24 protein-coding genes are annotated in these 26,976 nt (G+C 73.9%); 8 read left to right on the forward strand and 16 right to left on the reverse strand.

The annotated features are described in order from the left end of the window. Positions 1 to 601: 601 nt before the first annotated feature. Entirely contained in the window at positions 602 to 1,012 is a 411-nt protein-coding gene (locus ACIBPC_RS22760; RefSeq protein ID WP_398847050.1) for a hypothetical protein, read from the reverse strand. 357 nt (positions 1,013 to 1,369) lie between these two features. On the opposite strand from ACIBPC_RS22760, the gene ACIBPC_RS22765 reads away from it, so the two are divergent. Continuing rightward, positions 1,370 to 1,585 carry a hypothetical protein gene (locus ACIBPC_RS22765; protein ID WP_398847051.1) on the forward strand — a complete coding sequence of 72 codons (216 nt, stop codon included), beginning with the start codon at positions 1,370 to 1,372 and terminating at the stop codon, positions 1,583 to 1,585. 12 nt (positions 1,586 to 1,597) lie between these two features. Here ACIBPC_RS22765 and ACIBPC_RS22770 read toward each other — a convergent pair whose 3' ends face one another. The 3 genes from ACIBPC_RS22770 to ACIBPC_RS22780 form a co-directional block, all read right to left on the reverse strand. Next, positions 1,598 to 2,221 carry an RDD family protein gene (locus tag ACIBPC_RS22770; RefSeq protein ID WP_362961853.1) on the reverse strand — a complete coding sequence of 208 codons (624 nt, stop codon included), beginning with the start codon at positions 2,219 to 2,221 and terminating at the stop codon, positions 1,598 to 1,600. A gap of 79 nt (positions 2,222 to 2,300) precedes the next feature. Beyond that, positions 2,301 to 3,821, reverse strand: a complete 1,521-nt coding sequence (locus ACIBPC_RS22775; protein WP_398847053.1) for an RDD family protein — start codon at positions 3,819 to 3,821, stop codon at positions 2,301 to 2,303. Positions 3,822 to 3,993: 172 nt separating this feature from the next. Beyond that, positions 3,994 to 5,088: a DUF4037 domain-containing protein gene (locus ACIBPC_RS22780; protein ID WP_398847055.1), complete on the reverse strand. Its 1,095-nt coding sequence runs from the start codon at positions 5,086 to 5,088 to the stop codon at positions 3,994 to 3,996. Positions 5,089 to 5,289: 201 nt separating this feature from the next. On the opposite strand from ACIBPC_RS22780, the gene ACIBPC_RS22785 reads away from it, so the two are divergent. The 3 genes from ACIBPC_RS22785 to ACIBPC_RS22795 all read left to right on the forward strand — a co-directional run bounded on the left by ACIBPC_RS22785 (position 5,290) and on the right by ACIBPC_RS22795 (position 7,820). Continuing rightward, positions 5,290 to 5,733, forward strand: a complete 444-nt coding sequence (locus ACIBPC_RS22785) for an SsgA family sporulation/cell division regulator (RefSeq protein WP_362961859.1) — start codon at positions 5,290 to 5,292, stop codon at positions 5,731 to 5,733. A gap of 211 nt (positions 5,734 to 5,944) precedes the next feature. After that, the gene (locus tag ACIBPC_RS22790) at positions 5,945 to 6,328 is read left to right on the forward strand and encodes a hypothetical protein (protein ID WP_362961861.1); all 384 of its coding nucleotides are present in this window, start codon (positions 5,945 to 5,947) and stop codon (positions 6,326 to 6,328) included. After that, a complete protein-coding gene (locus ACIBPC_RS22795; protein WP_398847058.1) occupies positions 6,297 to 7,820 on the forward strand; it encodes a hypothetical protein in 1,524 nt (507 codons plus the stop codon). The genes ACIBPC_RS22790 and ACIBPC_RS22795 overlap by 32 nt, the downstream gene beginning before the upstream one ends. A 5-nt stretch (positions 7,821 to 7,825) precedes the next feature. Here the strand turns inward: ACIBPC_RS22795 and ACIBPC_RS22800 are convergent, their stop codons facing one another. From ACIBPC_RS22800 to ACIBPC_RS22840, 9 genes are all read right to left on the reverse strand, one after another. Continuing rightward, complete coding sequence (locus ACIBPC_RS22800) at positions 7,826 to 8,662, reverse strand: S16 family serine protease (RefSeq protein ID WP_398847060.1); 837 nt, start codon at positions 8,660 to 8,662, stop codon at positions 7,826 to 7,828. A gap of 10 nt (positions 8,663 to 8,672) precedes the next feature. Next, positions 8,673 to 9,317, reverse strand: coding sequence for a helix-turn-helix domain-containing protein (locus ACIBPC_RS22805; protein ID WP_362961867.1), 645 nt, complete (start codon positions 9,315 to 9,317; stop codon positions 8,673 to 8,675). A gap of 508 nt (positions 9,318 to 9,825) precedes the next feature. After that, positions 9,826 to 11,628: a DEAD/DEAH box helicase gene (locus ACIBPC_RS22810; RefSeq protein ID WP_362961869.1), complete on the reverse strand. Its 1,803-nt coding sequence runs from the start codon at positions 11,626 to 11,628 to the stop codon at positions 9,826 to 9,828. A gap of 1,059 nt (positions 11,629 to 12,687) precedes the next feature. Continuing rightward, positions 12,688 to 14,244 (reverse strand): MFS transporter, encoded by a 1,557-nt coding sequence (locus tag ACIBPC_RS22815; RefSeq protein ID WP_398847062.1) that lies wholly within the window; start codon positions 14,242 to 14,244, stop codon positions 12,688 to 12,690. Between the two features lie 154 nt (positions 14,245 to 14,398). Beyond that, on the reverse strand, positions 14,399 to 16,732 hold the full coding sequence (locus ACIBPC_RS22820) for a molybdopterin cofactor-binding domain-containing protein (RefSeq protein WP_362961873.1): 2,334 nt from the start codon (positions 16,730 to 16,732) through the stop codon (positions 14,399 to 14,401). Between the two features lie 64 nt (positions 16,733 to 16,796). After that, positions 16,797 to 17,852 (reverse strand): 2Fe-2S iron-sulfur cluster-binding protein, encoded by a 1,056-nt coding sequence (locus ACIBPC_RS22825; protein WP_398847064.1) that lies wholly within the window; start codon positions 17,850 to 17,852, stop codon positions 16,797 to 16,799. Continuing rightward, positions 17,849 to 18,754, reverse strand: coding sequence for an FAD binding domain-containing protein (locus tag ACIBPC_RS22830; RefSeq protein WP_362961875.1), 906 nt, complete (start codon positions 18,752 to 18,754; stop codon positions 17,849 to 17,851). The genes ACIBPC_RS22825 and ACIBPC_RS22830 overlap by 4 nt, the downstream gene beginning before the upstream one ends. Before the next feature lie 393 nt (positions 18,755 to 19,147). Next, entirely contained in the window at positions 19,148 to 19,450 is a 303-nt protein-coding gene (locus ACIBPC_RS22835; protein WP_362961877.1) for a DUF3039 domain-containing protein, read from the reverse strand. A gap of 11 nt (positions 19,451 to 19,461) precedes the next feature. Continuing rightward, complete coding sequence (locus tag ACIBPC_RS22840) at positions 19,462 to 20,019, reverse strand: YqgE/AlgH family protein (RefSeq protein WP_362961879.1); 558 nt, start codon at positions 20,017 to 20,019, stop codon at positions 19,462 to 19,464. Positions 20,020 to 20,191: 172 nt separating this feature from the next. On the opposite strand from ACIBPC_RS22840, the gene murA reads away from it, so the two are divergent. Continuing rightward, positions 20,192 to 21,511, forward strand: coding sequence for a UDP-N-acetylglucosamine 1-carboxyvinyltransferase (murA, locus tag ACIBPC_RS22845; protein ID WP_398847066.1), 1,320 nt, complete (start codon positions 20,192 to 20,194; stop codon positions 21,509 to 21,511). 90 nt (positions 21,512 to 21,601) lie between these two features. On the opposite strand, the gene ACIBPC_RS22850 is transcribed toward murA, so the two are convergent. The 3 genes from ACIBPC_RS22850 to ACIBPC_RS22860 form a co-directional block, all read right to left on the reverse strand. Then, on the reverse strand, positions 21,602 to 21,883 hold the full coding sequence (locus tag ACIBPC_RS22850; protein WP_052848357.1) for an HU family DNA-binding protein: 282 nt from the start codon (positions 21,881 to 21,883) through the stop codon (positions 21,602 to 21,604). Between the two features lie 350 nt (positions 21,884 to 22,233). Next, positions 22,234 to 23,685, reverse strand: coding sequence for an NAD-dependent malic enzyme (locus ACIBPC_RS22855; RefSeq protein ID WP_398847068.1), 1,452 nt, complete (start codon positions 23,683 to 23,685; stop codon positions 22,234 to 22,236). 460 nt (positions 23,686 to 24,145) lie between these two features. Next, a complete protein-coding gene (locus ACIBPC_RS22860; protein WP_398847070.1) occupies positions 24,146 to 24,703 on the reverse strand; it encodes an ATP-binding protein in 558 nt (185 codons plus the stop codon). 209 nt (positions 24,704 to 24,912) lie between these two features. Here ACIBPC_RS22860 and ACIBPC_RS22865 point away from each other — a divergent pair, with 209 nt between their 5' ends. From ACIBPC_RS22865 to ACIBPC_RS22875, 3 genes are all read left to right on the forward strand, one after another. Next, positions 24,913 to 25,764, forward strand: a complete 852-nt coding sequence (locus tag ACIBPC_RS22865) for a helix-turn-helix domain-containing protein (protein WP_398847072.1) — start codon at positions 24,913 to 24,915, stop codon at positions 25,762 to 25,764. A gap of 11 nt (positions 25,765 to 25,775) precedes the next feature. Beyond that, positions 25,776 to 25,967, forward strand: a complete 192-nt coding sequence (locus ACIBPC_RS22870) for a hypothetical protein (protein ID WP_398847073.1) — start codon at positions 25,776 to 25,778, stop codon at positions 25,965 to 25,967. A 151-nt stretch (positions 25,968 to 26,118) separates the two neighbouring features. Continuing rightward, positions 26,119 to 26,970: a helix-turn-helix domain-containing protein gene (locus ACIBPC_RS22875; RefSeq protein ID WP_398847075.1), complete on the forward strand. Its 852-nt coding sequence runs from the start codon at positions 26,119 to 26,121 to the stop codon at positions 26,968 to 26,970. Positions 26,971 to 26,976 lie beyond the last annotated feature (6 nt).

Below are 26,976 nucleotides of genomic sequence, written 5' to 3' on the forward strand. Positions count from 1 at the left end.
ACGGTCGCCGCGCGACACAGGACGCCGGGCAGCCGCTCCCGACGGGGACACCGGCGGCGGCAGCAGTCCGGAGGACGCGTGCACCCGGCGGACGGTCCGGCGCTGGGTGCCGCGTAGGGCTGGCCGCCCAGTGTCCTCGGCCCGTGACGGCTGTGGGCCCGCCGCCCGGAAGCGACCGGCGCGGGCCGGGTCGCGGCGGGTGCGACAGGTCCCCCGGGCGTTGCTTCCGCCGCTGCCGCCATGAGGAGCGGCCCGCCGACCCGCTTGCCCGCTGGCCCCGGCAGGCTGCCCGGCGCGGCGACTGCGGGTCCGCCGCCCCGGGAGCGGTCCGGTGTGGGGCGCGGGTGGGGCGACGCGCCGCTGTCGCGGTGTGGCCGCGAAGGACGGCCGGAAACGGTCCGGCGCTGTTCCCGGGCGGGGTCGCGGGGCACGGTCCGCGGGCCGGCGGCCACCTCCGGCGACACCGGTCCGCGCCCGCTACGGACCGTTCCCGGTGCGGCGGGCCGCATCCTCATGGCCACACCGGCAGCGGGAACGCCCGGTGAGGGGACCGTGCCGCCATACGCGGTTCCGTGCGCGTTCCCCGGGCGGGGCCGTGCCGTCAGTGGCGTGCCGCGCCCTGGCGTGCGCCGTTCGTCACGCCCTGCGGCGTGGCGGGTGCGGGGAGTGCGTGGCCGTGGCGGTGCGGGTACGAGCGGCGTCTGCGGCGTGCCGGGCCCACCAGCCGCGGCATCGGGCACCAGCTCGCCGCCACGTCGCAGGACGACGGGCGCCAGACCGCGCCGTCCGGGTGGTGCAGGACGGCCGAGATCTCGTCGGGGGTGGGCGGCGCCCCGTTGCCCCGGAGCGCGAGGACGCGCAGGCCGAGGTTCCGCAGGCGCGTGAGCGCCCGCGGGCGGTTCGCGGCATGGACCAGCACGCGGACGGTGCGCCCCTGGTCCCCCGGGTGCGGGAGCACGAGCGCGACGACGACACTGCCGTCCGGCAGCTGGACGAAACCTCCATCGGACATGGAACACATCTTTACGCGCCCGGCCGCCGTCCGTCGAGGGGTAGTCAGCAAAATAGCCTCTGACCTGCGAATTCACCAAATCGAACACATGCGGCAATGAAGCTGTCACGCTTCGCTGTTAAAGATCTCTCCCAGCCGCTTGTAGGGAGGCCACTGTCCCGGCCGTCCCCGAGCGGGCGTCCGTTCGGCTCTTGACGGCGCGTCACCTCACCCGGACGGCCGTGCGCCCCCCGTGCTCCCACCCGGTCCGCGCCCGGCGCTTACCCCGCTCGCGGCGAGGGCATCGAGGGGCGTAGAAGCGTTCGAGCGGCGGCCGTTCACCGTCGCGCCAGGCACCTCCACGAGGACGGAACCGACATGCCGCACCCGGCCCCCGCGCAGCTCGTCTCCGGTTCGGCGACCGTCGTCGGCAGCGCGCTGGTGCTGCTCCTCGTCATCCCCTCGGGTTCGGCGGCGGCCCTGGCGCTCGTCGCCGCCCTGTCCCTGGCGCTCGGCACGCTGGCCGCGCTCGCGACGGCGCCGGAACGCCGCACCGCGCGGGCCGCCCGTGCCCGTACCGGCGTCCGCGTCTGAGGCACGGGCCGGTCAGACGGCCGATACCACCACCGTGCGGGCCGACTTGTCGTGCAGGCACTGGCGGTACGGCTGGTCCCACGTGCACCACAGCACGTTGACGAGCCAGAACAGGAAGCCGATGCACGGCAGCAGCTGCGGCAGGGAGTAGACACCGGCGCGGTTCCAGGCCGCGTTGCCGCGCGGCACCGCGCCGTCGTCCAGCATCGCGACGCGGATGCGCACGGCCATCTTGCCGAGCGTCTGGCCGCGGGCGCTGAGCATCAGGCCCTCGTAGATGAAGTAGACGAGCAGCATGATGGCCTGCTGCGTCCACGAACCGCCGGTGCCCGCGTTCTCGTTCCAGTCGTAGTCACCGCGCAGCGGCCACAGGAGCAGGGACACCGGGACGCCCACGATGATCGCGTCGATGATGCGCGCGATCAGCCGCCGGAAGCGGGAGGGCAGCGGCGGCATCCCGGCGAGCGGGTCGGTGGCGCCCGCAGCGTTGCCGTACGGGTTGGCGCCGTACGGGTCGCCGGGCGGCGGTGCCTTGGGGATGCCGGGGTCGGGTCCTGTGGGCCCGCCGGACGCGCCGGGCGGCCGGTCGCGGTCGGGATCGCCGTCGTTGCCAGGCTGCGGCTGATCGGTGGTCATGTGGCCCAGTGCACCCCGGCCCGCCGCCCCGCGCATCCGGCGCCGGGCGATCGGGTCACGGCACTGGGCCGCCCGGGGGTCAGCCCGCGGCCGGTTCCGGCTCCCCGCCCTTGCCCGCCTTGGCCCCCTTGCCCGCCTTGCCGGGCTTCCCGGCCACGAACGTCCCGGCCGCCTTGTCGTGCCACGCCTGCCGCCACGGCCTGTCCCGCGCGCCCATCAGCAGACTGACGACGCCGACGACGAACAGGGCCGACGCGTTGAACACCAGCCACCGCAGCAGCGCCTTGCCGAACGACGGCTTCTCCTGCTGCTGGAGGTCCACGACGCGGGCGCCGAAGAGGCCCTTGCCCGGCGTCGTGCCCCAGATGGCCGTCGGCAGCGCCTCCAGCAGCAGGCCCACGCCCAGGAACACGCCGAGGACGAGCGCGATGTAGCCGCCCGTCGTGCCGTCCACCAGCCAGATCTGCTGGGTGACACCGGCGCGTTCCGCCGCGTCGATCTGCTCCTGGATGTGGTCGCGCGCGCTGCCGAGCAGCGGCCACGCGACGGCCGCCGCCGCGATCAGCGGCAGCAGCGTGTCGACGATCCGCGCCATCAGGCGCCGCCCCAGCGTGGCCGGGTACTGCCTGTCCGGCTCCGCCAGGCGGCCGACCATCGTCAGCGGCGCGCCCTCGTGCGACTGGAGGAACGGGGACTGCGCCGGGGTCGCGCCCGGCACCTGCTGGTGGGGGTAGCCGTAGCCGCCGGGCTGGGCGCCCTGCTGGACGGGCGGCGGGTAGCCGTAACCGCCCGGCGCGGCCTGCTGCTGGTGCGGGTAGCCGTAACCGCCGGGCGGGGTCGGCCGCTGCTGCGCGGCGCCCTGCTGGGGGTAGCCGTAGCCGGGCGGCGGGCCCTGCTGGGCGGGCACGCCCTGCGGCGGGCTGACGCGGCCCTGCTGCTCCGGCGCGTTCGGCACGCCCTGCGGCGGGCTCACCCGGGCGGGCGGGACGGTGCCGCCCTGGGGCGGGGTGTTGAGGGCCTGCCTGGCGAGGTCGTGGACCTGCCGCTCCCAGGAGTTGTCCGTGTCGGTCCTGCGCAGCGCGGCCGTCTTCGGGTCCGTCACCTCGGGGTCCCGCTGCTCCGGGGTGCCCGGTACGCCGTCGGCCGGGGTGCGGCCGAAGCTGCCGCGCGGGTCGGAGCCGCGGGCCGCGGCGGCGGACGGCGAGGCGCTGACGTCCTCGTCCGAGCCCCAGGGGGCGCGCCGTTCGCCGCCGTCGTGCGTGCCGCCGCCCGAGGCGGGCGCGACGTCGCCGCGCCGCCGGAGTTCGGGCAGGGCGCCGCCGGACGCCTGTCCGGGGACACGCCGTCCGCCGCCGGCCGCCAGGCTGTCCTCGTCGAAGAAGAACGGCTGCGTCTCGTGCTTGGGCGGTTCCTGGGCCGGTCCGGGCGCGGGCGCGGCCGATCCGGTCGGCGGGGTGGGGACGGGCTCGCCCTCCCGCGGCTCGGGCCGGCTGCTGCCCGGCACCCAGGCGGTGCCGTTCCAGTACCGGATGTAGCCGGGAATGGACGGGTCCGGATACCAGTTGGGCCCCGGGCCGTCTCCTGCGGGTGGGGAGCTCATACGCGGTCCGAATCTCCTCGTCCGTACGGTCCGTACAGTCTGTCGCGCTACCGGTTCAGCATGGTAGTCGCCAGGGGACCCGTGCGTTTCCCCCCGGGCCTGGACAGGACGATAACGAAAGCGCGGGGCGGGCGGTTGTGGTCCGGCGCGGGCAACGGCCGTGCGGGCGGCCTCACATCGCGTGCACCGCCGCCCTGGCCGGGGCGTGCAGGCCGAGGAAGTCGGTGTTGTCGGCCCACTGGTCGACCGCGCCGGTGAGCGGCAGGCCGCGCAGCGCGGGGTCGGTGACGGTCGCGCGCAGCGCCTCGGCGAAGCGCTGGGCGCCGATGACGAGGTACGGGCGGCCGTGGAACGGGCGGCGGGTGGGGTCGAGGGGCGGCGCGAGCCCCGACTCGTTCTGTACGGCGGCGACCTGCTCGTACGCCTCGCACAAGTGCCGCTCGCGCAGGGCGGCTCCGGTGGCGGCGAGCGCGCCGCGCAGGTGCGGGGTGAGCGTCGCGGCGACGGGGAGGCGGGCGAACGCGCTGCCGAGCCACTTGCTGTAGGGCGCGTAGCGGCGGGCCAGCAGGAGGCACAGGCGCATGAGGTCGCGGACGAGGCGGCCTGTGACGACGGCGGCGCCGAGGTCGTCGCCCGCCTCGGCGCAGCGCCCCGGGAAGGCCTCCTCCTGGGATATGCGCTGCCACTGGCAGGCGAGGAGATGGCGCCACACCTGGTCGGGGTACCAGGCCAACCGGTCGCGTGCGGCGGTGAGTTCGCCGGTGGTGTCGTGGAAGACGGCGCCGGACGTGACCTCGGCGAGGCGCTGCTGGGGCATGGCGAGCCAGTCGGCGGTGGCGGGCGCGCCGTGCAGGCCGAGGCGGTCGGCGAGCCAGGAGTCCACGTCGGTGACGTCCACGCGGTGCGCGACCGGGCCGTCCGTGCGGGCCATGATGCCGACGGGGTCGAGCGGGTCGGGGCTGCTCTCGAAGTGCGTGGGCCAGCCGCGTACGTCCTTCGGCAGCCGGACGGCGAGCAGTTCGCGTATGGCGGGCCCTTGCGCCGCGGCGTCGCCGGGGGTGAGAAAGAGGGTGAGGCGGGGCCCCCAGTCGTGGTCGGCCGAGCGTGCCGAGTCGAAGCCGAGGACCTCGGAGCCGCTCCCGACGCGGGCCGCGGCGTACCGCAGCCCCGGCAGTCCGGCGGCCAGGAGGGGCCGCACCGCCTCCTCGAACAGATGCTGGGAGAGCCGCAGTCCTGGCAGGAAGGGAGCGTGGTGCGTGGGAGGCATGCTCCCCACTGTCCGCGCGCGGGGCGGGGCGGTCCAGCGGATTACGGCGCGGGTCGACCCGCGCGGCGCGGCGGCGCGCGGAGGATGCCGGAATCAATTCCGGGAAACCGCGTAATGAACTTCGGGTGGGCCCCTCTGTCTCTTGTGTGCGGGCCGCCGGGCGGGCCGCGACGACAGCACAGGAGAGAGAGGGCTCATCTCATGCACACCATCATCGAGCGGGAGCTCGACATCGAGCTGGTGCTCTCGGCGGAACGCAGTGTCCCCGTACCGGCGCGGCTGGTGTACCGGTCGAACGATCCGTTCGCCGTGCATGTCACCTTCCACATCGGCTCGGACGCGCCGGTGCAGTGGACGTTCGCGCGCGACCTGCTGGTCGAGGGGGTGTTCCGGCCCTGCGGGGAGGGCGATGTACGGGTGTGGCCGAGCGGGCCCGACAGCAGGCGGGTCATCTTCTTCGCGCTCAGGTCGCCGGACGGCGACGCGCTGCTGAAGGCGCCCGCGCCGGTCGTCTCGGCCTGGCTGGAACGGACGCTGCGCGTCGTGCCGCCCGGCGAGGAGGCCGACCAGATCGACGCGGAGGAGTGCCTGTTCGCGCTGCTCACCGCCCGCCCGGCGGACGACGGGGGCGAGAGCCGCCCGTGAACTCCCCCTCGGGCGGCGGCGCACCACCCCGCGCCACCCCCGTTCCCGGGGCCTCTCCTGCCCGTCGCCGGGCGTGAAGCCGCCCGTCCGGGGAATCATCAAGGACACCACCCCCCACGAACCGCCCCCGCGACCTGCACTCGCGGGGGCGGTTCCCGTGCGCGGGCCCGACGCCGTTCCCCCGGGCGGCGGCGGTCGTTACGCTCGTGCCATGACGGGGACACACATCGGGGCGGCGGACGGCGCGGCGACGCGCGTCGTGGTCGAACTCAGCGCGGCCGAGGAGCACTTCGCCGCGCTGGAGGAGGCGCTGACGGAGATCGACGTACCGGGGGTGTCGTTCCACGAGAGCGATCCGTCCGGCGTCGCGCTGCTGACGTCCGGCTGGCAGACGCTCGTCGTCTCGGCCGTCTCGGCGGGGGCGCTGAAGGCGGTGCGCGACGTGCTGATCGCGCACATCTCCGGCAAGCGCGTGCGGATCAGCGTCACGCGGTCGGGCACCAAGAAGTCGGTGACCTACGAGGGTCACCTCGGCGACGGTCGCGAGGTCGAGCAGCTTGTCCGTGAGATCACGGCTGAAGAGCCATCTGACTGAGGTCTCCCCCACCGCCTTCCACAGCGGCCTCGGCCGGGTCGATCCGGTCGCGGTCCGGCTCGAACTCGCCCGCGACCTGCGCGAGGACACCACCCACGAGGAACGGGTCGCCCTCCTCGCCGCGCTGCTGCACGAGCGGCACCACTGGCTCCAGCACGTCGGCACGAACGCGGGCCTCTTCGGCACGCTGCTGCTGGAGTTCCAGACGGGCATGGTGGAGCAGCTCCCGCTGGAGGAACTGCGCGCCGGCGACCTGCCGTTGCTCGCGCACGAGAAGCGGTTCGCCGGCCCGCTGGGCCGGTGGGAGCGCTTCGAGGCGACCCGGCGGCTCTTCTTCGGCTGCCGCCGGGGCGACCTGGACGTCCTCGTCGCGGCCGGGCGCGGCCCGTTGTGGGACGAGCTGGCGCCGCTGACCGCCGAGGCCATGGGCAGGCTGCTCGCCGGCTCGCCGCGCGTGCGCGAGTACCGCGCGTTCCTCGAAGCGCCGGACGGCCACCTGCCGGTCACGACCGAGATGCTGGAGGTGAACCGCTGGTCCGTGGGCGCGCGGCACCTCATGGAGGGCGCCGCGCGGCAGAGCGAGACGCACCGGCTGCTCAAGGCGGCGATCGACGGCCACCGCGACGCGGGGGCACCGGCCGGGAAGTTCGCGTTCGACCTGTCGCGGCCCCGGACGGGCGTCTACGGTGTGGCGCGCACGGTGTTCGACCAGTTCGTGGGCACGCCGACCGCCGCCGCGGACGTCGGCTTCGCCTACGCCTGCGACCTGGCGCTGAACGCGTGCGCGCCGCCGCTGTACCCGTTCGTCCCCGTCAACCCGGGCATGTTCTTCGCCCATGTCGCCCAGCGGCTCGGCGGCTTCCGCTTCGACCGCGCGCTCAACTTCACCGATCCGGCGGCGGCGCGCGCGCTGATCGCCGAACTGACGGAGCACCTGCGCGGCGGCGGGCCCGACCTGTCGCTCGCGCTGGACGTCAGGCGCCGCATGGTCGAGTCCTTCCTCGGCCACCTGCGGCCCGACGAGGTCGCCGGGCAGATCTTCACCGACCGGGGCGCGGGCCGCCTGCCCGTGCCCACGGGGCCGTCGTCCCGGCTGCGGTACCTCCTGGCGCTGACGGCCGAGGCCGAACGCGTCCGTGCCCGCGCGCCCGAGTTCCTCGTCTTCCCCAGCGCCTCCTTCATGGCCGACCGGGCGGCGTTCCGCGAGACGTTCGGCCGGATCGCGCCGCCGCTGGTGGCGTACGGGCCGGGCGACCTGCGCGCGTCGCGCCGCGATCCGGGGTGGGCGGAGTTCTTCCTCGCGACCGGCGTGCACTACGAGGTGCTGCGCGGCCTCGTGATGCTCGACGCGCGGGCGCTGGGCACCGGGCTGGCGCCGTACGTCAGGGTCGCGGGCGGGCTCGTCAGGACCGTGCTGACCGGCGCGCTGCGCGGCGCACCGGTCGCCGGGGTGATCTGGCGGCACGCGGAGGCCGCCGCCGAGGGGCGGTGAGCGGCTCAGCAGCTGGGCACGTTCTCCCCCGCCGCCAGCGCGCGCAGGCTCTCCACCGCGCCGCTCAGCGAGCTGACCGGGACGAGGCGCAGCCCGTCCGGCGTGTCGGCCGTCGCGTCGCCGCACTCGTCGGCGGGGACGAGGAAGACGGTCGCGCCGTCGCGGCGCGCCGCCTGCGTCTTGAGCGCGACGCCGCCGACCGGGCCCACCTCGCCCTCGCCGTCGATGGTCCCGGTGCCCGCGACGGTGGCGCCGCCCGTCAGGTCGCCGCCGCTGCCGTCGCCGTCGAGCATGTCCACGATGCCGAGCGAGAAGAGGAGCCCGGCGCTCGGGCCGCCGACGTCGGCGAGGTTCAGTTCGACGGTGACGTCGTCCTCGTCCATGCCGAGGAAGGCGAGCGCGGCGGTCACGGCGTCGTCCTGCGACCGGCGCATCTCGTCGGCGTTGTGCTCGCGGATCTCCTCGGTGGAGTCGCCCTCCGGGTAGACGGAGTCGCGCGGCAGGACTGCCTGGTCGCCCGCGAAGTAGCCGCGCACCACGTCGGCGAGGCGCACGGTGGCGTCCGGGGCGGTGGCCTGGATGGTCGTCAGACGCAGCTCGCCCTCGGTCTCGCGCACCGGCGCGCCGGTGATCGTGATGACCGCCTCGCCGTCCCGTTCGCCCAGCACGTCCGCCGTGTCACCCGGGTGGGTGACGGCGAACGGCAGCGGCGCCAGCGCCGCGACGGCCAGCAGCGCCGCGAAGAGGACGCCGCACACGGCGAGCAGCAGGGTACGGCGTGGCCCCGCGAGCCGGGCCGGCGGCGGGGCGGGCGCGGATGCGGCGGTCTTGGCGGCGGGCATGCCAGCGAATCTAACGCAGGACGGCCCCCACCTCCCGCGCGGCCCTGACGACCCGTGGCCCGACACCGGGCGGCACGGTCTCGTGCAGCATCACGACGCCCACGCTGCCCTCGACGCCGCAGTCGGCCGGCAGCGGGGCGGCGGCCGCGGCGGCGCGGGCGGGGGACAGCGCGCGGGTGAGGACGTAGCCGTCCTCGTCGTCGATGTCCTTGCAGCGGCCGGTCAGGATCGCCTGCCCGGCGGCGCCCCGGTCGAGCGGCTCGCGGAAACCGGTGCGGTACGCGACGTGGTAGCCCGCCCGCGTCGGCTCGACGACGGCGACGGTCAGCGCGTCCGTGCCGTCGGGCACGGTCAGGTGCGCGGTGGCGCCCACGTCGTCGGCGAGCGACCGCAGCACGGGCAGCGCCGCCTCGCGCACCAGCGGGTGCACCTGGCGGCCGAGGCCGAGCACGCCGACGCCCACCCGGGCGCGGCCGGTCGCGTCGCGGCGGGCGAGGGCGTGCTGTTCGAGCGTCGCGAGCAGGCGGTAGACGACGGTGCGGTTGACGCCGAGGCGGCGCGCCAGCTCGGTGACCGTCAGCCCCTGGTCGGTGTCGGCGAGGAGTTTGAGGACACGCAGTCCCCGGTCGAGTGTCTGAGAGGTCTCCGCGGTCAACGGGCGCCCCCCTTCGGTGAGGTGCGCGCCGCCGGTCCCGTGGGCGGCGGGCACGGGTTTCCTGAACAGGACCGTGCGGAGGCCGGGGCCTCTCCGGGGCCACATTGCCGCGGGCGGACGGGCGTTCGGAAACTACCGCCGCGTCCCAGTCGCCGGAAGAGGGCGTCCACGATGCGAGCGGCCGGGGCGGGCGACCACGCCGTGCCACCCGCGGGAACGGCGGGCGGGGGCAGGATCACCTCGTGCATCGGAGGGCGTCCTTGCGGGGCGCCGGGCTTCGGTGGGTGGGCGGGTGCCGATCCGGTCCAGGGCGGCTTGGGCCCCGGGCGTCCCGACGCGGACGGGGACGCGGTGCGGGAGGCCCCCGGGGCACTCGACCGGGCTCCGGATCGACCTGCTCGCGCTGAACGCGCCTTCCGTAGCCGGGCGTTGCGGGCCCGGGCACCTGGGCCGGGACGCGGCCGACCACGAACGGGTCACCGTCCGCGGCCGTCCCTGCCCGGAGGGCTCAGCGCATGCGGGTGGCCCACTCGCGGACCTTGGCGACCCGTTGCCTGAGCTGACCGGCCGTGGCCTCCGCGCTCGGCGGGCCGCCGCAGGCGCGGCGCAGCTCGGTGTGGATGACGCCGTGCGGCTTGCCCGACTGATGGGCGTAGGCGCCGACGAGCGAGTTCAGCTCGCGGCGCAGTTCCATCAGCTCCTTGTGCGAGACGACCGGCCGCCGCTCGGCGGGCAGCTCGATGAGGTCGGCCTCCTCGTCCGGCTTGCGGCGGCTGTGGGCGATCTGCCGTGCCTGCCGCCGCTGGAGGAGCAGCTGCACCTGGTCGGGTTCGAGGAGCCCGGGGATGCCTAGGTAGTCCTGCTCCTCCTCGCTGCCGGGGTGCGCCTGCATGCCGAACTCGGCGCCGTCGTACATCACCCGGTCGAAGACGGCCTCCGACTCCAGCGCCTCGAAGGGCAGTTGGTCCTGCTCGCCGTCGGGTTCGTCCTTCTCGCGCTCGGCGTCGCGCAGGAGGGCTTCCTCCTCGGCATACGGGTCCTCGTCCGCCGCCTTCTTCGGCTTGTCGAGCACGTGGTCGCGCTCGACCTCCAGTTCGTGCGCGAAGCCCAGCAGGGAGGGGATGGTCGGCAGGAACACCGAGGCCGTCTCGCCCCGGCGCCGCGAGCGGACGAAGCGGCCCACCGCCTGGGCGAAGAACAGGGGCGTCGAGATCGTCGTCGCGTACACCCCGACCGCCAGCCGCGGCACGTCCACGCCCTCGGACACCATCCGCACGGCCACCATCCAGCGGTCCTCGGACGCGCGGAACTCCTCGATGCGGCCGGAGGCACCCGCGTCGTCGGACAGGACGAGGGTGGCGCCGTGCCCGGTGATCTCGCGCAGCAGCTTGGCGTACGCGCGGGCGGACTCCTGGTCGCTCGCGATGACGAGGCCGCCCGCGTCGTGGATGGAGCGGCGCACCTCGGTGAGGCGGCGGTCGGCGGCGCTGAGGACGGCGGGCATCCAGTCGCCCTTGGGGTCGAGCGCGGTGCGCCACGCCTGGGAGGTGGCGTCCTTGGTCATCGGCTCGCCGAGTTTGGCGGCGATCTCGTCGCCCGCCTTGGTGCGCCAGCGCATGCTGCCGCTGTAGGAGAGGAAGATGACCGGCCGCACGACGCCGTCGCCGAGGGCGCTGCCGTATCCGTACGTGTAGTCGGCGACGGAGCGGCGGATACCGTCGTTGCCCTCGGCGTAGGCGACGAACGGGATCGGGTTCGTGTCCGAGCGGAACGGGGTGCCGGTCAACGCCAGCCGCCGCGTCGCGGGCTCGAACGCCTCCAGGCACGCCTCGCCCCAGGACCGGGAGTCACCGGCGTGGTGGATCTCGTCGAGGATCACGAGGGACTTGCGCTGCTCGCTGCGGTTGCGGTGCAGCATGGGCCGCACGCCGACGCCCGCGTACGTGACCGCGACACCGTGGTAGTCGCGGCCCACGGGACCGGCGCTGTACGCCGGGTCCAGGCGGATGCCTATCCGCGCCGCCGCCTCGGCCCACTGGGTCTTCAGGTGCTCGGTGGGCGCGACGACGGTCACCTGCTGCACGACGTGGTGGTGCAGCAGCCAGGACGCGAGGGTCAGGGCGAACGTCGTCTTGCCCGCGCCGGGTGTGGCGACGGCGAGGAAGTCCCGTGGCTGCGTCCGCAGGTACTCCTGCATGGCGGCTTCCTGCCAGGCCCGGAGCTTCCCCGCCGTGCCCCAGGGGGCGCGGCCCGGGAAGGCGGGCGAGAGGTGGTGGGACGACGGGACGGCGGACGATGCTGTGCTGGTCACGGTCTCCACGGTGCGGGGGTCGGCGGCGGCTGGCGATCGCGTCAGCCTAACCGAGCGACGCACGCCGCCCGGCAACCGGTCGACACCTGCCCAAGGCCGTCTCACCCAATCCCGGAAACGGCACGGCGAGCGCGCACACCACCGTGAACAACACCACAGCGGACGCACGGCGGTGCCGCCCGCGCGTGCGCCGTGCAGGGCGGAAACGGTTCGGCGGTGGCGCACGACGGCGCGCACGAAAACACGGTGAGGTTTAGGGGTTTCCGCCACGCGGTGACGCCTCCAGCCCAGGGTGCCGGATGGCCGCACGTCCGGAGACAGGGGCATCGCGACTCCCCCGCAAGCCACGACGCACGGGCCCGCTGGCGGCGCTCGGCAGCCACGGCGAGGCGTGACATCGCCGGAGACGGGGCGTCGCGACTCCCCCGGGTCCGTCCCCAGAGGGAGCGCCCGGCCGCCCGGCCTCCGGCGCGCGTGACCGCGGCACGCACCCACCGGGAGCACGGGGACGGATGTGCCCGGGGACATCGCGACCAGGAACCCCGTTCCCAGGACACGCGCCTCCCCGCGCACGGCCCGACAGCCCACCCCGCCAGGGCGGTCGGCCCACCCACCTGCGCCGTCGCGGTGCGGCTTCGCGCGCTCCTGGAGGAAGGAGCAGCGACGGCGCTTCGGCCAAGGGGGCGCCGGGTGCGACCGCAAGGCACCGGAGCGCGCAGTACTCGGGCAGGCAGCAAGCGTGCCTGTGCCCGCCCCCGGCTGCCCTGCCGACGGCAGCCCCCGCCCAGGGCGATCCGAGGACACGCGCCTCCCCGCACACGGCCCGACGGCCCACACCGCCACAGCAGTTGGCCCGGTGGGTGGAGCGGCGACGGCGGGCCGGGCCGAGGCCGTACGTCGAGCGTCCGTCCCGAGCAGGGGCGTACCCGCCGTCCCGGCCGGGAGTTCTCCGGCGCATGACCCGACACGCCCCGTTGGGCGACGGCCGGGCGGCCCGTCGCTCCGGCGCCCGCGTACGCGTGCGGGCCTGGGTGGCGGAGCCCCGGCCGGGCCCGCCGTTCAGACGGCCGCCGCCGTCGCCGTTCCCTTGGACGAGGGGGTCAGGCGGCCCGCCACGGCGACGCTCACCAGCGCCGTCACCGCCGTCACCGCGTAGACCACCACGAACGCCGCCGGACCCACCGCGCCTTCGAGCGCGCCGTCGTGCGCCACCGCCGAACTGTCCCCGCCCAAGGCGGCGAACGCGCTGCCGACCAGGGTGAGCATCACCACGTTCCCCAGGCTGTCGCACACCTGGAGCGAGGCGACGTTGCCGCCCGCCTCCTCGGGGGCGGACAGCCGCAGCACCAGGACACCGAGCGTCGAGACGACCAGGCCCATGCCGAAGGCCGCGAGGCCCAGCGTCACCACGGGCAGCGACACCGGGACGGTGTCGAACAGCACCAGCGGTGTCGTCGCCGTGCCCAGGGTCAGCAGGACCGTGCCACCGCGCACCAGCCGTTCCCTGCGCCCCTCGGCCCACGGCCGGGACTGCGCCCACGAGCCGAACGCCCACAGCGCCCCGGAGGCCGCCAGCGCGAGGCCCGCCTCGGTGTATGACAGCCCGCGCCGCGTGACCAGCATCAGCGGCAGGAACGTCTGCGTCGCCATGTACGCGGCCGACAGGAGCCCCCGCAGCGCGATGACGGACGGCAGCCCCCGGCGGCCGAGGAACGTGCCCGAGGGCAGCAGCCTGGTCGCGCCCGGCACCATCAGCGCCAGCCCGGCCAGCACGGGTATGAGCGCCATCCAGTTCAATTCCCGCCCGCCGTACTGGAGCAGGCCCGCGCCGAACGCGACCACCAGCGCCAGCCGCAGCCGCCGCCCGTCGAAGCGGTCCGCACCCCCCGGCGGCGGCCCGGCGGCCTGCCGCCGCAGCGCCGGGAGCAGCACCGCGAGCGGCAGCACGACCAGGACGGTGATCCCGAGGAACACCCAGCGCCAGCTGAACCGCTCGGTCACCGTCCCGGCGATCAGCGGCCCGATCAGCGAGGGCACCACCCAGGCCCCGGAGAACGCCGCGAACGCCGCGCCCCGCAGCCGTTCGGGGTACGCCCGGCCCACGGCCACGTACAGCGCGACGATGACCAGCCCGCCGCCCGCGCCCTGCGCCGCCCGGCCGAGGATGAACACCCACATGCTCCCGGCCGCCCCGGAGAGCAGCAGCCCGGCGCCGAAGGTCACGATGCCCGCGAGCACAGGACCCACCGGCCCGCGCCGGTCGCACCACTGGCCGGACAGCGACATGCCCAGCAGGCTCGTCGTGAAGAACGCGGAGAACGCGAAGGCGTACAGCGACACCCCGTCCAGCGCCTCCGCCGCGGCGGGCATGGCCGTGCCCACCGCCATGCCCTCGAAGGCGATCAGCAGGATCATGCTGACGCAGCCCAGGGTGAGCGTCCGGTACCGCGCGCTCAGCACACCGCCACCGGTGTCCACCGGCCCGTCCGGCTCCCCCGCCACCACGGCGGGGACCTCAGCCGGCGGCGGCCCCTCCCCCACCGGGACACCGATGACCGTCAGGCCCTCGGGTCCCGCCTCTTGTCCGGCCTCGTCGCCGGTCGTCCTGTCGCGCATGCCCCCAAGGTAAGGATCGGAGCCCGCTCCTGCCTATGGACCAAAGGACGAAACCGCACTCACCTTCGGCCGACGTCCCGGGACGGGCACCGCTCACTTCCGGCCGACACCCGTCCGGCCGCCGCCCCCGTCCCAGCCCCTTCCGAGCCCCCGCTCAGGCGCCGCCCACCGCGCTCTGCGGCCGGATCGGCAGCCGGTTGACCGGCCGCCCCGTGGCCGCCCGCACCGCCGCCGCGACCGCCGCGGGCGACACCACGACCGGCACCGCGCTCGCCGCCTTCGCCCCGAACGGCGCCACCACGTCACGCTCCTCCAGCAGCGACACGATCCGCACATCCGGCGCGTCCAGCGCAGTCGGCAGCGGATACCCCGACAGGTCGGGACGGCGCACCATCCCCCGTACGACACGCAGGTGTTCGGTCAGCGCCGCGCCGACCCCCTGCACGACGCCCGCCTCGATCCGCGCCCGCACCTGCCGCGGGTTCAGCACCCGCCCGACGTCCTGCGCGATCGCCATCTCCACGACCCGCACCGCGCCCAGCTCCACGTCCACGTCCACCACCGCGCGCACCGCCGCGAAGGCCAGCCCGACGAACGCGTCCCCCTGCCCCGCCTCGTTCAACGGCTCGGTGGGATGCGGGCGGCACTGCGCGGTCGCCCACAGCTCCTTGCCCTCCAGCGCCTCCGCGACCGTCGTGCTCAGCACACCGTCGTACGACGTGATCTTCCCGTCCGCGATGCTCAGCAGCTCCGCGGACATCCCGAACGTCGCCGCCAACGGCTGGAGCAGCTGCGTGCGCACCATCTTCGCCGCACGCTCCACCGCACCGCCCGACACCCACGTGTGCCGCCCGCGCCCGCCCGCGCCCGCGGGCGGCAGGTCGGTGTCCACCGGCGCCACATGCACCTCGTCGATGCCCAGCACGTCCTGCACGATCTGCCGCGCCAGCGTCGCGAAGCCCTGCCCCGAGTCGACCGCCGCGCACAGCACGGTCGCCACGGTGCCCTCGACCTTGACCGTGGCCGTGGCCACCTCGTCGGTCCCCTCGGCACCGAGCATGTGCACCATGCCGAGGGCATATCCGACGCCACGCCGAACGGCCCCGGGGTCCCCCGCGCCGTCGGGGCCGCCAGGCAGCAGCCAGTCCTCGACCGGCCCGTCCTTCGGCAGCGCGGGCATCGGCGCCTCCCGCACGGCGGCCAGCAGCTCCGCGACGGGCGCGGGGCAGGTGACGGCCTGCCCGGTCGGCAGCGTGTCCCCGGTGGACATGACGTTCCTGGCGCGCAACTCGGCCGGGTCGAGCCCGAGATGGACCGCGAGCTTGTCCATCTGCCCCTCGTACGCGGCGCAGACCTGCAGCGCGCCCTCGCCCCGCAGGTAGCCGGACGGCGGGTTGTTCGTGCGCACGGCCCAGCCGTCGACCACGGCGTTGGGCACCACGTACGGTCCGGCCGCGAACGACACGGCGGCGGCCAGCACCTCCGCGGAGTCGTCGGCGTAGGCGCCCGCGTCCATCAGCAGCTGCGCCTCGACCTTGACGAGCTTCCCGTCCCGGTTGGCGTGGTGCCAGTAGCGCAGCAGCGTCGGGTGCCGGTGCGCGTGCCCGAGGAACGACTCCTCGCGCGTCGCCGCCAGTTTGACGGGCGACGCGGTACGGATGGCCAGCAGCGCCAGCGGCAGCTGGAACCCGAGGTCCTCCCGGTCCCCCAGCGCGCCCGGCACCCCGGTGACGCAGATCTTCACCTGCTCCGCCGTCAGCCCGAGGCAGGCGGCCAGCCGGTCGCGGTCGGTGTGCGGGTCGGTCGACCCGATGTACACCTCGACGCCCCCGTCCGGGCGCGGCACGGCGAGCCCCGACTCGGCACCCACGGGCGCCGGGTCCTGCCGCCCCACGCGGTACAGCCCCTCGACGACGATCTCGCCGGTGGCCGACGGGTCGCCGTGCCGCAGCGGGATGTGCCGCACGAGGTTGCCGTCCGGGTGGATGGGCGGCGCCTCGAACGCCTTCTCCGGGTCGGTGACCGCGTCCAGCACCTCGTACTCGACGACGATCGCGGCGGCGGCCAGCCTGGCCGTCTCCGGGTGGTCGGCGGCGACGGCGGCGACCGGCTCGCCGTGGTAGCGCACCACCTCGGAGGCCAGCGGCGGCCGGTCCGTGACGGCGCGCCCCAGGCCGCCCGTGCCGGTGACGTCCTCGTGCGTGACGACGGCGCGCACGCCGGGCATCGCGGCGGCCTGGGCGGTGTCGATGCGCTTGATACGGGCGTGGGGGTGGGGCGAGCGGAGCACGGCGGCCCACAGCAGGCCCTCGGCCCACAGATCGGCGGTGTAGGGGTAGGTGCCCAGTGCCTTGGCCTCCGCGTCGGCCGGGGCGAGGGAGGTGCCGAGGCCGTGCGCGGGCGCGCCCGCGGGCCTGCCGACCGGCTGGCCGGCCACGGCGGGGGTGACGGTGATGGCGGCGGCGGTGTCGGCGGCCCGGTCAGTCATGGCGTTGCCCTTTCATCCCCATGCGGGGGTGCGTCCCCTCGCGGGAGTGCATCCCCTCGTCCCCTCACGGCTGTCCGGCGGAGCGCTGGTGCGGCAGCGGCGTCTGGCGTTCGGCGGCGGCCTCGTGGGCGGCGGCGCGCTCCTCGACCACGGTGCGCACCGCGTCGAGGTAGCCCCGGTAGCCGGTGCAGCGGCACAGGTTGCCGCACAGGGCCTGCCGCGTCTCCAGCTCGGTCGGCGCGTGGTTGCCCTCCAGCAGGTCATGGACGGTCATGGCCATGCCGGGGAGGCAGAAGCCGCACTGCACGGCGGTGGCGGCCAGGGCGCGCTGCACGTCGGACGGCACGCCGCCCTCGCTCAGGCCCTCGACGGTGCGGATCTCCGCCCCGGCGGCGGTGGCGGCCGGGACGAGGCACGCGGCGACCAGGCGGCCGTCCACCTGCACCGAGCACGCGCCGCACTCGCCCTGCGCGCAACCGTCCTTGGCCCCGGCGAGCCCGAGCCGCTCCCGCAGGACGTACAGCAGCGACTCGCCGATCCAGGCGCCCGCGACGGGCCGGTCCACGCCGTTCACCCGCAGGACGTAACTGACTTCGGGGTGGTCGCTCTGGCTCGCCGTGGGCGCGGGCGGTACGGCGACCGGGTCGGCGTCGGCGTGCCGCGGCGGGTCGAGGACGGGCGCGGGCGGGTACGGCTCGCCTGCCTGGTCGGGTGTCCACGGGACGGGCGGCACGTCGTGCCCCGGCAGTTCGGCCGCCGGGCGGCGGTTCTGCGCGAGCGCGGCGCCCTGGCCCATGGCGGCGGCGGCCTGCCCGGGGCGCAGGCCGTGGCCCGGCGCGGCGGGCGCGCCGTCCTGCTGCCCGCCCCCGGCGAACGGCATGGTCCACTGCCCGGTGGCGCCCGGGTCCATCGTCGGGGGCGTCGTGGCGGGCGGCGCGGTGGGCTCGTCGATGACCGGCGGTTCGTAGCCGTGCCCCGGCGCGGCGAGCGGCTCGGTGCCGGTCCCCTCGCGGTAGCCGCCGGGCAGCTCTATGAACGCGGTGGCGTCGGCGTCGTACTCCCCGCCCCAGCCGCCCTGCGGGCCGTGCGCGGTGGGGTCGGGCTGCTGGTCGTTGCTCATCCGAGAGCCCTTCCGAGTCCACGGCGGGCCAGTGTGGCCACCGTACGCCTCAAGTGCAGCAGCGCGGGCGAAAGTTGCGGAGTTTCGCCGCCGTCGGCGGGCGGTTCCGGGTCGGGGATGCACGCCATGCCGACGTACGTGCCGAACGCGTCGAGCGCCTCGGGCGTCAGGCCGCGTTCGCCGTCCCAGTCCACGAGGGACGCGACCCACCGCTCGGCGTCCAGCGGCCGCAGCGGCATGGGCGCGACGGCGCCGACCGCGCAGCGCACCTCGCGGCGCACCGGGTCGAGCACGACGGCGACGGACGCGGTGGCGCGCGCGGGGCCCGTGCGGGCGGTGGCGCGCAGGTACGCCTGGGGGGCGTGCAGCAGCGGTACGCGGACGTGGGCGACGAGTTCGCCGCGCCGCAGCCGGTCGCGGCCCGCGAGGAGGTTGCCGACGGGGATCTGGCGGCCGTCGCCGTCCGGGCCCGCGACGAGCAGCGTGGCGTCGAGGGCGGCGAGGACGGGGAGGGTGTCGCCCGCCGGGGCGGCGGTGATGATGTTCCCGCCGAGGGTGCCCGCGTTCCGTACCTGCGGGGGTCCCGCGGCGCGGCAGGCGGCGGCCAGGGCCGGGATCAGGGCGGCGAAGTCGGGGCGGCTCATCCGGGCGTGCGTGAGGCAGGCGCCGAGGAGGGCGTGCCCGTCCTGGTAGGCCCAGCCGCGGAGTTCGGCGAGTCTGCCGAGGCCGACGAGGGCGGCGGGGCGCAGCAGCCCGGCGTTCACACTCGCCATCAGATCGGTGCCCCCGGCGACCGGCACGGCGGCCGGGACCTCGGCGAGTGCCGCGACGGCGTCGTCAAGGGTGGACGGGAGCGCGACGAGCCGCGCCGAGTCGGGTGCGTGCGGTGCGTGCGTGCTCAATCCTGCTGCCCCTTTCCGGTGTCCCGGCTGCCCAGCCGTACGGTACGTCCTCGGGGCCCGGACGTGGCAACTCTGGCACAGATCCGAGCACGGTCCACGCGGGGGTCGGGCCGTCCACCGCTCACCCGATCGGGGCATGCGTGAGCATCTGTGACGGGTGGGAGGGAAGCGGAGGCGGAGGCGCCGGGGGAACGGCAGCGGGGACGCCGGGAAGCCCCGGAAGCGGAACGGAACGGGACGCCCGGCCGCCGTGCGTCGGCGGCCGGGCGTCCCGGGGCACGCGCGCCCGTCCCTCCGAGCGGTCCGGCGGACGCGGGACCGCGGGGACGGGCGGCGCGGCGGAGCGCGGTGCGGAGGCTGCGCGCGGGTTGCGGCGTGCGGAGGGGCGGCGGGCTACTTGCCGCCGCCGCCCTTGCCGCCCTTCCCGTCCTTGCCACCGCCGCCGAACGAGCCCATCGACTCGTAGATCTCCTTGCACATGGGGCAGACCGGGTACTTCTTCGGGTCGCGTCCCGGCACCCAGACCTTGCCGCAGAGCGCGACGACGGGGCTGCCGTCGAGCGCGCTCGCCATGATCTTGTCCTTCTGGACATAGTGGGCGAAGCGCTCGTGGTCGCCGTCGCCGTGCGTCGTCTGCGGGGTGGGCTCGACGAGGGTGCCGGCGCCCGCTCCGCGTTCGGGCTCAAGAGTGCTCATGGACCCCAAGCCTAATTCAGCGACGGGTCCTCCGGGTATGTCGCGAGCAGGGCGAGGGAGCCGCGCTGCCGCCGCAGGACGGCCCGCCACAGCCCTTCGGGGCGCGGCACGGACACGTCGCCCGGCTCGGAGTCCACGACGTACCAGGCGCCCTCGTCCAGCTCGCGCTCCAGCTGCGCCGGGCCCCAGCCCGCGTACCCGGCGAAGATCCGCAGGCTGCCCAGCTCGGCCGCGAGCACCTCGGGCGGCGCGTCGAGGTCCACCAGGCCGATCGACCCGTGCACCCGGCGCCAGCCGAGGGGGCCCTTCCCCGGTACGACGGCCAGCGCGAGCGCCGCGTCCAGCGCGACGGGTCCGCCCTGGAAGACGACGCCGGGCTCGACGGCCAGTTCCGCCCAGGCCTCCAGCACCTCGGACACGCCGACGGGCGTCGGCCGGTTGAGGACCACGCCGAGTGCCCCCTCGCGGTCGTGGTCGAGCAGGAGCACGACGGAGCGGTCGAAGTTGGGGTCGGACAGGGCCGGAGTGGCCACCAGCAACCGCCCGGTGAGGGAGGACTCCTCGGTCATGCGCCCATGATTCCGCATCCCGGGGGTAGACGGGAGGGCCGACCTCACGGCCCCGCACGGCGGTCCCGGCGGCCGGTCATACCATGGCGCGCTCAGGACCACTACCATTTCGAAACGGATCACCGTTCCGAGCAATCGGGGCCCCCGCACCCACCCAGAGATCGTGAGTTCGATGACCGACGACGTACTGCTAGTCCACGGCGGCACCCCGATCGAGGGGGAGATCAGGGTCCGCGGGGCGAAGAACCTGGTGCCCAAGGCGATGGTGGCGGCGCTGCTCGGCAGCGGCCCGAGCCGCCTGCGCAACGTGCCCGACATCCGGGACGTGCGGGTCGTGCGCGGCCTGCTCCAGCTGCACGGCGTGACCGTCCGCAGCGGCGACGAGGCCGGGGAGCTGATCCTCGACCCCTCGCACGTCGAGAGCGCGAACGTGGCGGACATCGACGCGCACGCGGGCTCCTCCCGTATCCCGATCCTCTTCTGCGGCCCGCTGCTGCACCGGCTGGGGCACGCGTTCATCCCCGGCCTCGGCGGCTGCGACATCGGCGGCCGTCCGGTGGACTTCCACTTCGACGTGCTGCGCAAGTTCGGCGCGACGATCGACAAGCGCGAGGACGGGCAGTACCTGGAGGCGCCGCAGCGGCTGCGCGGCTGCAAGATCCGCCTCCCGTACCCGTCGGTGGGTTCGACGGAGCAGGTGCTGCTGACGGCGGTGCTCGCCGAGGGCGTCACCGAGCTGTCGAACGCGGCGGTGGAGCCGGAGATCGAGGACCTGATCTGCGTGCTGCAGAAGATGGGCGCGATCATCAACCTGGACACGGACCGCACCATCCGCATCACGGGCGTGGACCGCCTCGGCGGGTACACGCACCGGGCCCTGCCCGACCGCCTCGAAGCCGCCTCCTGGGCGAGCGCGGCCCTGGCGACCAAGGGCAGCGTCTACGTCAGGGGCGCGCAGCAGCGCGAGATGATGACGTTCCTGAACACGTACCGGAAGGTCGGCGGCGCGTTCGAGATCGACGACGCGGGCATCCGCTTCTGGCACCCGGGCGGGCCGCTGAACGCGATCGCGCTGGAGACGGACGTGCACCCCGGCTTCCAGACCGACTGGCAGCAGCCGCTCGTGGTGGCGCTCACGCAGGCGTCCGGCCTGTCGATCGTGCACGAGACGGTGTACGAGTCGCGGCTCGGCTTCACGAGCGCGCTGAACCAGATGGGCGCCCACATCCAGGTGTACCGCGAGTGCCTGGGCGGGACGCCGTGCCGCTTCGGGCAGCGGAACTTCCTGCACTCGGCGGTCGTCTCTGGCCCCACGACGCTCCAGGGCGCCGACCTGGTCATCCCGGACCTGCGGGGCGGCTTCTCGTACCTGATCGCCGCCCTGGCCGCGCAGGGGACGTCCCATGTGCACGGCATCGGGCTGATCAACCGGGGCTACGAGAACTTCGTCAACAAGCTGGAGGACCTGGGCGCCAAGGTCGAACGCGCTTGAGGTGACCTGCCGCACCCGCGGACATGACGGAGGGGTGACCCCCTGGTGAGGGGGTCACCCCTGGCGATTGTTCACCGCGACGTCACGTCGTCACTGGCCCTTGGCGGCTTCCTTCAGCTTGGAGCCGGCCGAGACCTTCACGCTGTACCCGGCGGGGATGTTGATCGGCTCGCCGGTCTGCGGGTTACGGGCGGTGCGGGCGGCGCGGTGCGTCCGCTCGAAGGTCAGGAAGCCGGGAATGGTGACCTTCTGGTCGCCCTTGGCGACGACCTCCCCGACGGTCTCGGCCAGGGCCGCCAGCACGGCGTCGGCGTCCTTCCGAGTCACCTCGGCGCGCTCCGACAGAGCGGCCACCAGCTCACTGCGGTTCATATTACGTACTCCCGTGTTCAACTTGCCGATGAGGCGTGAGATCGATGCCGATGCTGCCAGGACCCACTGACAGTCCCTGGACCCGGGTCTGTCGCGCTGGTTCCCTCGCGCCCGGACGCATCCTGCCCCCACGAGTGGCGCGAAGGCCAATCCGCGCCGAGGGGGGTCACACGAAGAGCGTCCACGCCACGCCGCGGTGACGGTCCCCGAGGCCGTTGCCTCCCGGCCACCCTACGGGGCCGCCGGACGGCCCGGGCAACCGACTCGCCGCCGGATGGCGCACGCGACACGCGCGGCCCGCGCACGCGTCACCGTACGCGGGCGCGCGTGCACGGGGGGTCGGAAACCGGTCAGGCCCCGTCGGTCTCGGCCGGGCCAGGCAGCGGCGCGGGGGCGGTGTCGGCGTGCTGGGCGGCCTCCCTGACGGCCCCGGCGACGGCGCCGGAGACGCGTTCGTTGAAGACGCTGGGCACGATGTAGTTCGCGTTCAGCTCGTCCTCGCCGACGACGTCCGCGAGGGCCCGCGCGGCGGCCAGCATCATGTCGATGCTGACGGTCCTGGACTGGGCGTCCAGGAGGCCGCGGAAGACGCCGGGGAAGACCAGGACGTTGTTGATCTGGTTGGGGAAGTCGGAGCGCCCGGTGGCGACGACGGCGGCCGTCTGGCGTGCGATGGCCGGGTCGATCTCCGGGTCCGGATTCGCGAGCGCGAACACCACGGCGTCGTCCGCCATGGCCGCGACGTCCGAGGCGTCCAGCACGTCGGGGGCCGAGACGCCGATGAAGACGTCCGCGCCCGCGATCGCGTCGCGAAGGGTGCCGGTGACGCCCTCCGGGTTGGTGTTGTCGGCGATCCAGCGCAGCGGCGAGTCGCCGTCCGCGTCCACCAGGTCGGCGCGCGCGGCGTGCACGACGCCGTGGATGTCGGCGACGACGGCGTGCCGGACACCCGCCTCGATCAGCAGCTTGAGGATGGCGGTCCCGGCGGCGCCGGCGCCCGACATGACGACGCGGACGTCCTCCAGGCGCTTGCCGACGACGCGCAGCGCGTTGTGCAGGGCGGCGAGGACGACGATGGCGGTGCCGTGCTGGTCGTCGTGGAAGACGGGGATGTCGAGGGCCTCGCGCAGGCGGGCCTCGATCTCGAAGCAGCGGGGCGCGGAGATGTCCTCCAGGTTGATGCCCGCGAAGCCGGGGGCGATGGCCTTGACGATCTCCACGATCGCGTCGGTGTCCTGGGTGTCCAGGCACAGCGGCCAGGCGTCGATCCCGGCGAACCGCTTGAACAGGGCCGCCTTGCCCTCCATCACCGGCAGCGCGGCGTGCGGGCCGATGTTGCCCAGGCCCAGGACGGCGGAGCCGTCGGTGACGACGGCGACGCTGTTGCGCTTGATGGTGAGGCGGCGGGCGTCCTCGGGGTGCGCGGCGATCTGCGTGCAGACGCGGGCGACGCCCGGTGTGTAGATCATGGAGAGATCATCGCGATTGCGAATCGGATGTTTGGAGGACATCTCGATCTTGCCGCCGAGGTGCATCAGGAAGGTGCGGTCGGACACCTTGCCGAGGGCGACGCCCTCGATGGTCCGCAGCTTCTGGACGATCTCGTCCGCGTGCGCGGTCGAGGTCGCGGCGATGGTCACGTCGATCCGGAGCTTCTCGTGCCCGGAGGCGGTGACGTCGAGACCGGTGACCGATCCGCCGGAGGATTCGACCACGGTGGTGAGCTGACTGACCGCCGTGCCGCTGGCCGGCACCTCAAGACGGACGGTCATCGAGTACGAGACGCTGGGCGCCGTTGCCATGGCCGATAACTTCCTTCGCTTTCCAGAAAACGCCCCCGAAAACCTTGTCACCATACGAGAGATACGGCCGGACGGGAAAGCCAGGGCACCACGGCCGGGACAGCCCCGGGCGAACAGGCAGGAAACAGACACGAAACACGGCGCGCGGCACCGTCCGGCCGACGAGGACCGGAGACCTGTACGAAGGGGTAGGCGGACGCCCGCAGACGCGGAGAGAGAACCGCGGAGGAGAAGAGTAAGGACGCCGGCCCGCCAGCTCGCCTCGCGGCAAGGGGTCGCTCGTAGCGACTATGGTTGGGCCCGGGGGCATGGAATCGGGCCGGCGCCTCTTCCAGGCTACCGCACTCAGCCCGAAGGTCAACCGGCCACAAACCGCAGGTCAGGCCGTTGACAGCGGGTTCACGGCCGTCACCGCGCGTCCGCACCGGGACGGCCGAACGACCGCTCCGCGCCGCCTCGTTCAGGCGGCTTCTCGGACGTAAGGGATCGTTCCCCAGGTGCACGTCCCGGCGGCGTACGGCGCGGCGGCCCCGTAGCCCCAGCCGCCCTTGTGGTGCTCGACCAGCTCGCGGACGTCCACGAGCGACGACGCGCGCCGCCGGTCGCAGACGGCGGCGAGGTGGCGGTGGGCGTGGGCGGCGTGCGCGTCGTGCACAGTGACCTCGAACGCGCTTCCGGTGCAGCGCAGCGCCAGGTGGATCACCTGCCCCGCCGCCGTGAAGCGGCAGGCGTGCGCGGCCAGCTCGTACACGAGATCGAGCGCCGGTTCGACCATCTCCGCGCCGACGCCGTGGATGTCGCACATAATCTCCGCCGACTCCTGCGCGACGCTGGGCGTGGCGGCGGCCGAAGGCAGGGTGAGCCCGTACCGGAGGCTGAGCGGCGACGGCTCACGGAGATCGGGCCGCGGCGGCGGACACTGTGTGACGGTCGGAGCGGGCTGGAGGCTGAACGGATCGAAGACCCGCGGCACGGTCCCCTGCGTGACCGGTACGGGCGTGGGGGCGTTCTCGTACATGGACAACTCCGCTCACTGGCACGGTGGATGGGGTACGAACAGCGGCCACGCCCGCGCAAGGCTTCGCTCTCGCTGTACGTGAACGCGGCATCACCTAAGGTAGAGCAAGAGGTGCCACACTTACCACCCTGACAGTGGAACTCTTACCCCGTGGATAAGTGTTCGCCTCCTAGGCAGACTTGATCGCGCACCATCGAGAAAGGGGCCGGATGCCACCCCGCACCACACCCACACAACGGCAGCGCCGACTTGGCGCCGAGATCAAGAAGATGCGGACCGACGCCGGGCTCACGGCGGAGTACGTCGCAGGGCTGCTCGGAGTCGATCGCGGCAAGGTCTCGAACATCGAATCAGGCATCCGGAACATCAGCGCCGACCGCCTGCGCACGCTGGCGACACACTGCGAGTGCACGGACGATCGCTATCTCGCCGCGCTGCTGGAGTTCACCGAACCGCCACAGTCACAGTGGTGGGACGAGTACCGGGGCAGGCTGTCACCCGGTCTGCTGGACATCGCCGAACTGGAATGGCATGCCAGCCGAATCCAGACCATTCAGACGATCCACGTGCCCGGCCTCCTCCAGACCGAGGACTACGCCCGAAGCATTTTTTCCACAGGGCTGCCCGCACTTTCACGGCTCGAAGTCGAACTTCGTGTGGCACATCGGATGGATCGGCAGCGCGTACTGACACGGGACCGCCCGGTCGAGTACGTGGGGTACGTGCACGAAGCCGCGCTCCGGATGCTCTTCGGCGGACGGGACGCGACCAGGGACCAGCTCAAGGCACTTGCCGAGGCGGGCGAACGGGACAACGTGTCCGTACGCGTGGTACCCGTGGAAGTCGGCAGCTTTCCCGGAGCGGGACATGCGTTGCTCTACACGGAAGGTCCCGTTCACCGACTGGACACGGCACAGCTCGACTCGGCCCACGGCCCGGAGTTCATGCACGCCGAGCGCCAACTGGCCAAATATCGGGCTCACCTGGACTGGATGCACAGGAAGAGCCTCTCCCCCGACGCTTCGAGAGACTTCATCCAGCGCATCATGCACGACCTATGAGGAGCCCGACCGTGACAGTCATCAATTGGGAAGATCCCTTCTGCTCCGAAGGAAACAACTGCTTCCGTATCGGGACGGACGCCAATGGTCAGGCGTACATAGCGGTCGCCGGGCAGGAGGAGGACCACCTCACCGACACCCGCGAGGCGCTCCGCAACCTGATCCTCGACATCAAGGCGGGCAAGGCCGACCACCTCTTGTGAGCGCCCCAGGTGAGAGTGGCGGCATGGAGCTTCCCGCCACTCTTGCCAGACGTGAAGTTGGTACCACCTAGGCTGATCGGCTGTCGCCGGGACGGACGCCACGTCCGCTTTCGACGCATTGCCGCACCTCGTCACCTGAGAGAGACCGGCCATGCCGCCACGGAGTGCCCCCAGCGAACGACAGAAACGGCTCGGTGCGGAGCTGCGCAGGATACGGCAGGCGGCGGGCGAGACCACCGAGTTCGCCGCTCGCCTGCTCGGCGTGGACAGGACGAAGATCGCAAACGTCGAGACAGGTGTGCGGACCATCACGCCTGAACGGCTCCGCACCCTGGCCGCCCACTACGGCTGCCGGGACGAACGGTACGTCGAGGCACTCGCGGCCATGGGCAAACCGTCCGCGCAGGGCTGGTGGGAGATGTATCGCGCCCGTGTCCCGGCCGGGCTGCTCGACATCGCCGAGATGGAGTGGCATGCCGTCTCGGTACGGTGTGGCACGTTCCTCCACATGCCGGGACTGCTCCAGACCGACAGCTACATCAGAGCAGTGAGCACGGCATTCCGACCACCCTTGCCTGAACACGAGATCGAGCTGCGCATCGCGCTCCGGCTCCAACGGCAGCAGATCCTTCACCGCGCCGATCCGATCGCCTACACGGCCTTCATCCACGAAGCGGCCCTGCACATCGAGTTCGGCCCGACCAAAGTCGTGCGCACACAGTTGCGCCACTTGTGCGAGATGAGCGAACTGCCGAACGTGGACGTACGGGTGGTGCCGTTCTCCTGCGGCGCCCTGCCCGGCGCCGGGCAGGCCATGGTCTACGCCGAGGGAGTCGTCTCCGAGTTGGACACAGTGCAGCTCGACACAGCGCACGGCCCGGACTTCCTCCACCTCCCGGCGCAGCTCAACCTGTACGGCTCGCAACTGGATTGGATGGAGAAGGCCTCCTACAGCACCAGCGAGTCACAGAACTTCTTGTTGTCACTGAGCACGATCCGATAGGGAGCA

This window comes from Streptomyces sp. NPDC049879, assembly GCF_044461265.1.
Lineage (GTDB): Bacteria > Actinomycetota > Actinomycetes > Streptomycetales > Streptomycetaceae > Streptomyces.

What these genes read in the sequence shown, in the direction of transcription:
- ACIBPC_RS22760 (WP_398847050.1), bottom strand. Translation starts at nt 1,012, where the DNA reads ATGTCCGATGGAGGTTTCGTCCAGCTGCCGGACGGCAGTGTCGTCGTC.
- ACIBPC_RS22765 (WP_398847051.1), top strand. Translation starts at nt 1,370, where the DNA reads ATGCCGCACCCGGCCCCCGCGCAGCTCGTCTCCGGTTCGGCGACCGTC.
- ACIBPC_RS22770 (WP_362961853.1), bottom strand. Translation starts at nt 2,221, where the DNA reads ATGACCACCGATCAGCCGCAGCCTGGCAACGACGGCGATCCCGACCGC.
- ACIBPC_RS22775 (WP_398847053.1), bottom strand. Translation starts at nt 3,821, where the DNA reads ATGAGCTCCCCACCCGCAGGAGACGGCCCGGGGCCCAACTGGTATCCG.
- ACIBPC_RS22780 (WP_398847055.1), bottom strand. Translation starts at nt 5,088, where the DNA reads ATGCCTCCCACGCACCACGCTCCCTTCCTGCCAGGACTGCGGCTCTCC.
- ACIBPC_RS22785 (WP_362961859.1), top strand. Translation starts at nt 5,290, where the DNA reads ATGCACACCATCATCGAGCGGGAGCTCGACATCGAGCTGGTGCTCTCG.
- ACIBPC_RS22790 (WP_362961861.1), top strand. Translation starts at nt 5,945, where the DNA reads ATGACGGGGACACACATCGGGGCGGCGGACGGCGCGGCGACGCGCGTC.
- ACIBPC_RS22800 (WP_398847060.1), bottom strand. Translation starts at nt 8,662, where the DNA reads ATGCCCGCCGCCAAGACCGCCGCATCCGCGCCCGCCCCGCCGCCGGCC.
- ACIBPC_RS22815 (WP_398847062.1), bottom strand. Translation starts at nt 14,244, where the DNA reads ATGCGCGACAGGACGACCGGCGACGAGGCCGGACAAGAGGCGGGACCC.
- ACIBPC_RS22820 (WP_362961873.1), bottom strand. Translation starts at nt 16,732, where the DNA reads ATGACTGACCGGGCCGCCGACACCGCCGCCGCCATCACCGTCACCCCC.
- ACIBPC_RS22825 (WP_398847064.1), bottom strand. Translation starts at nt 17,852, where the DNA reads ATGAGCAACGACCAGCAGCCCGACCCCACCGCGCACGGCCCGCAGGGC.
- ACIBPC_RS22835 (WP_362961877.1), bottom strand. Translation starts at nt 19,450, where the DNA reads ATGAGCACTCTTGAGCCCGAACGCGGAGCGGGCGCCGGCACCCTCGTC.
- ACIBPC_RS22840 (WP_362961879.1), bottom strand. Translation starts at nt 20,019, where the DNA reads ATGACCGAGGAGTCCTCCCTCACCGGGCGGTTGCTGGTGGCCACTCCG.
- murA (WP_398847066.1), top strand. Translation starts at nt 20,192, where the DNA reads ATGACCGACGACGTACTGCTAGTCCACGGCGGCACCCCGATCGAGGGG.
- ACIBPC_RS22850 (WP_052848357.1), bottom strand. Translation starts at nt 21,883, where the DNA reads ATGAACCGCAGTGAGCTGGTGGCCGCTCTGTCGGAGCGCGCCGAGGTG.
- ACIBPC_RS22855 (WP_398847068.1), bottom strand. Translation starts at nt 23,685, where the DNA reads ATGGCAACGGCGCCCAGCGTCTCGTACTCGATGACCGTCCGTCTTGAG.
- ACIBPC_RS22860 (WP_398847070.1), bottom strand. Translation starts at nt 24,703, where the DNA reads ATGTACGAGAACGCCCCCACGCCCGTACCGGTCACGCAGGGGACCGTG.
- ACIBPC_RS22865 (WP_398847072.1), top strand. Translation starts at nt 24,913, where the DNA reads ATGCCACCCCGCACCACACCCACACAACGGCAGCGCCGACTTGGCGCC.
- ACIBPC_RS22875 (WP_398847075.1), top strand. Translation starts at nt 26,119, where the DNA reads ATGCCGCCACGGAGTGCCCCCAGCGAACGACAGAAACGGCTCGGTGCG.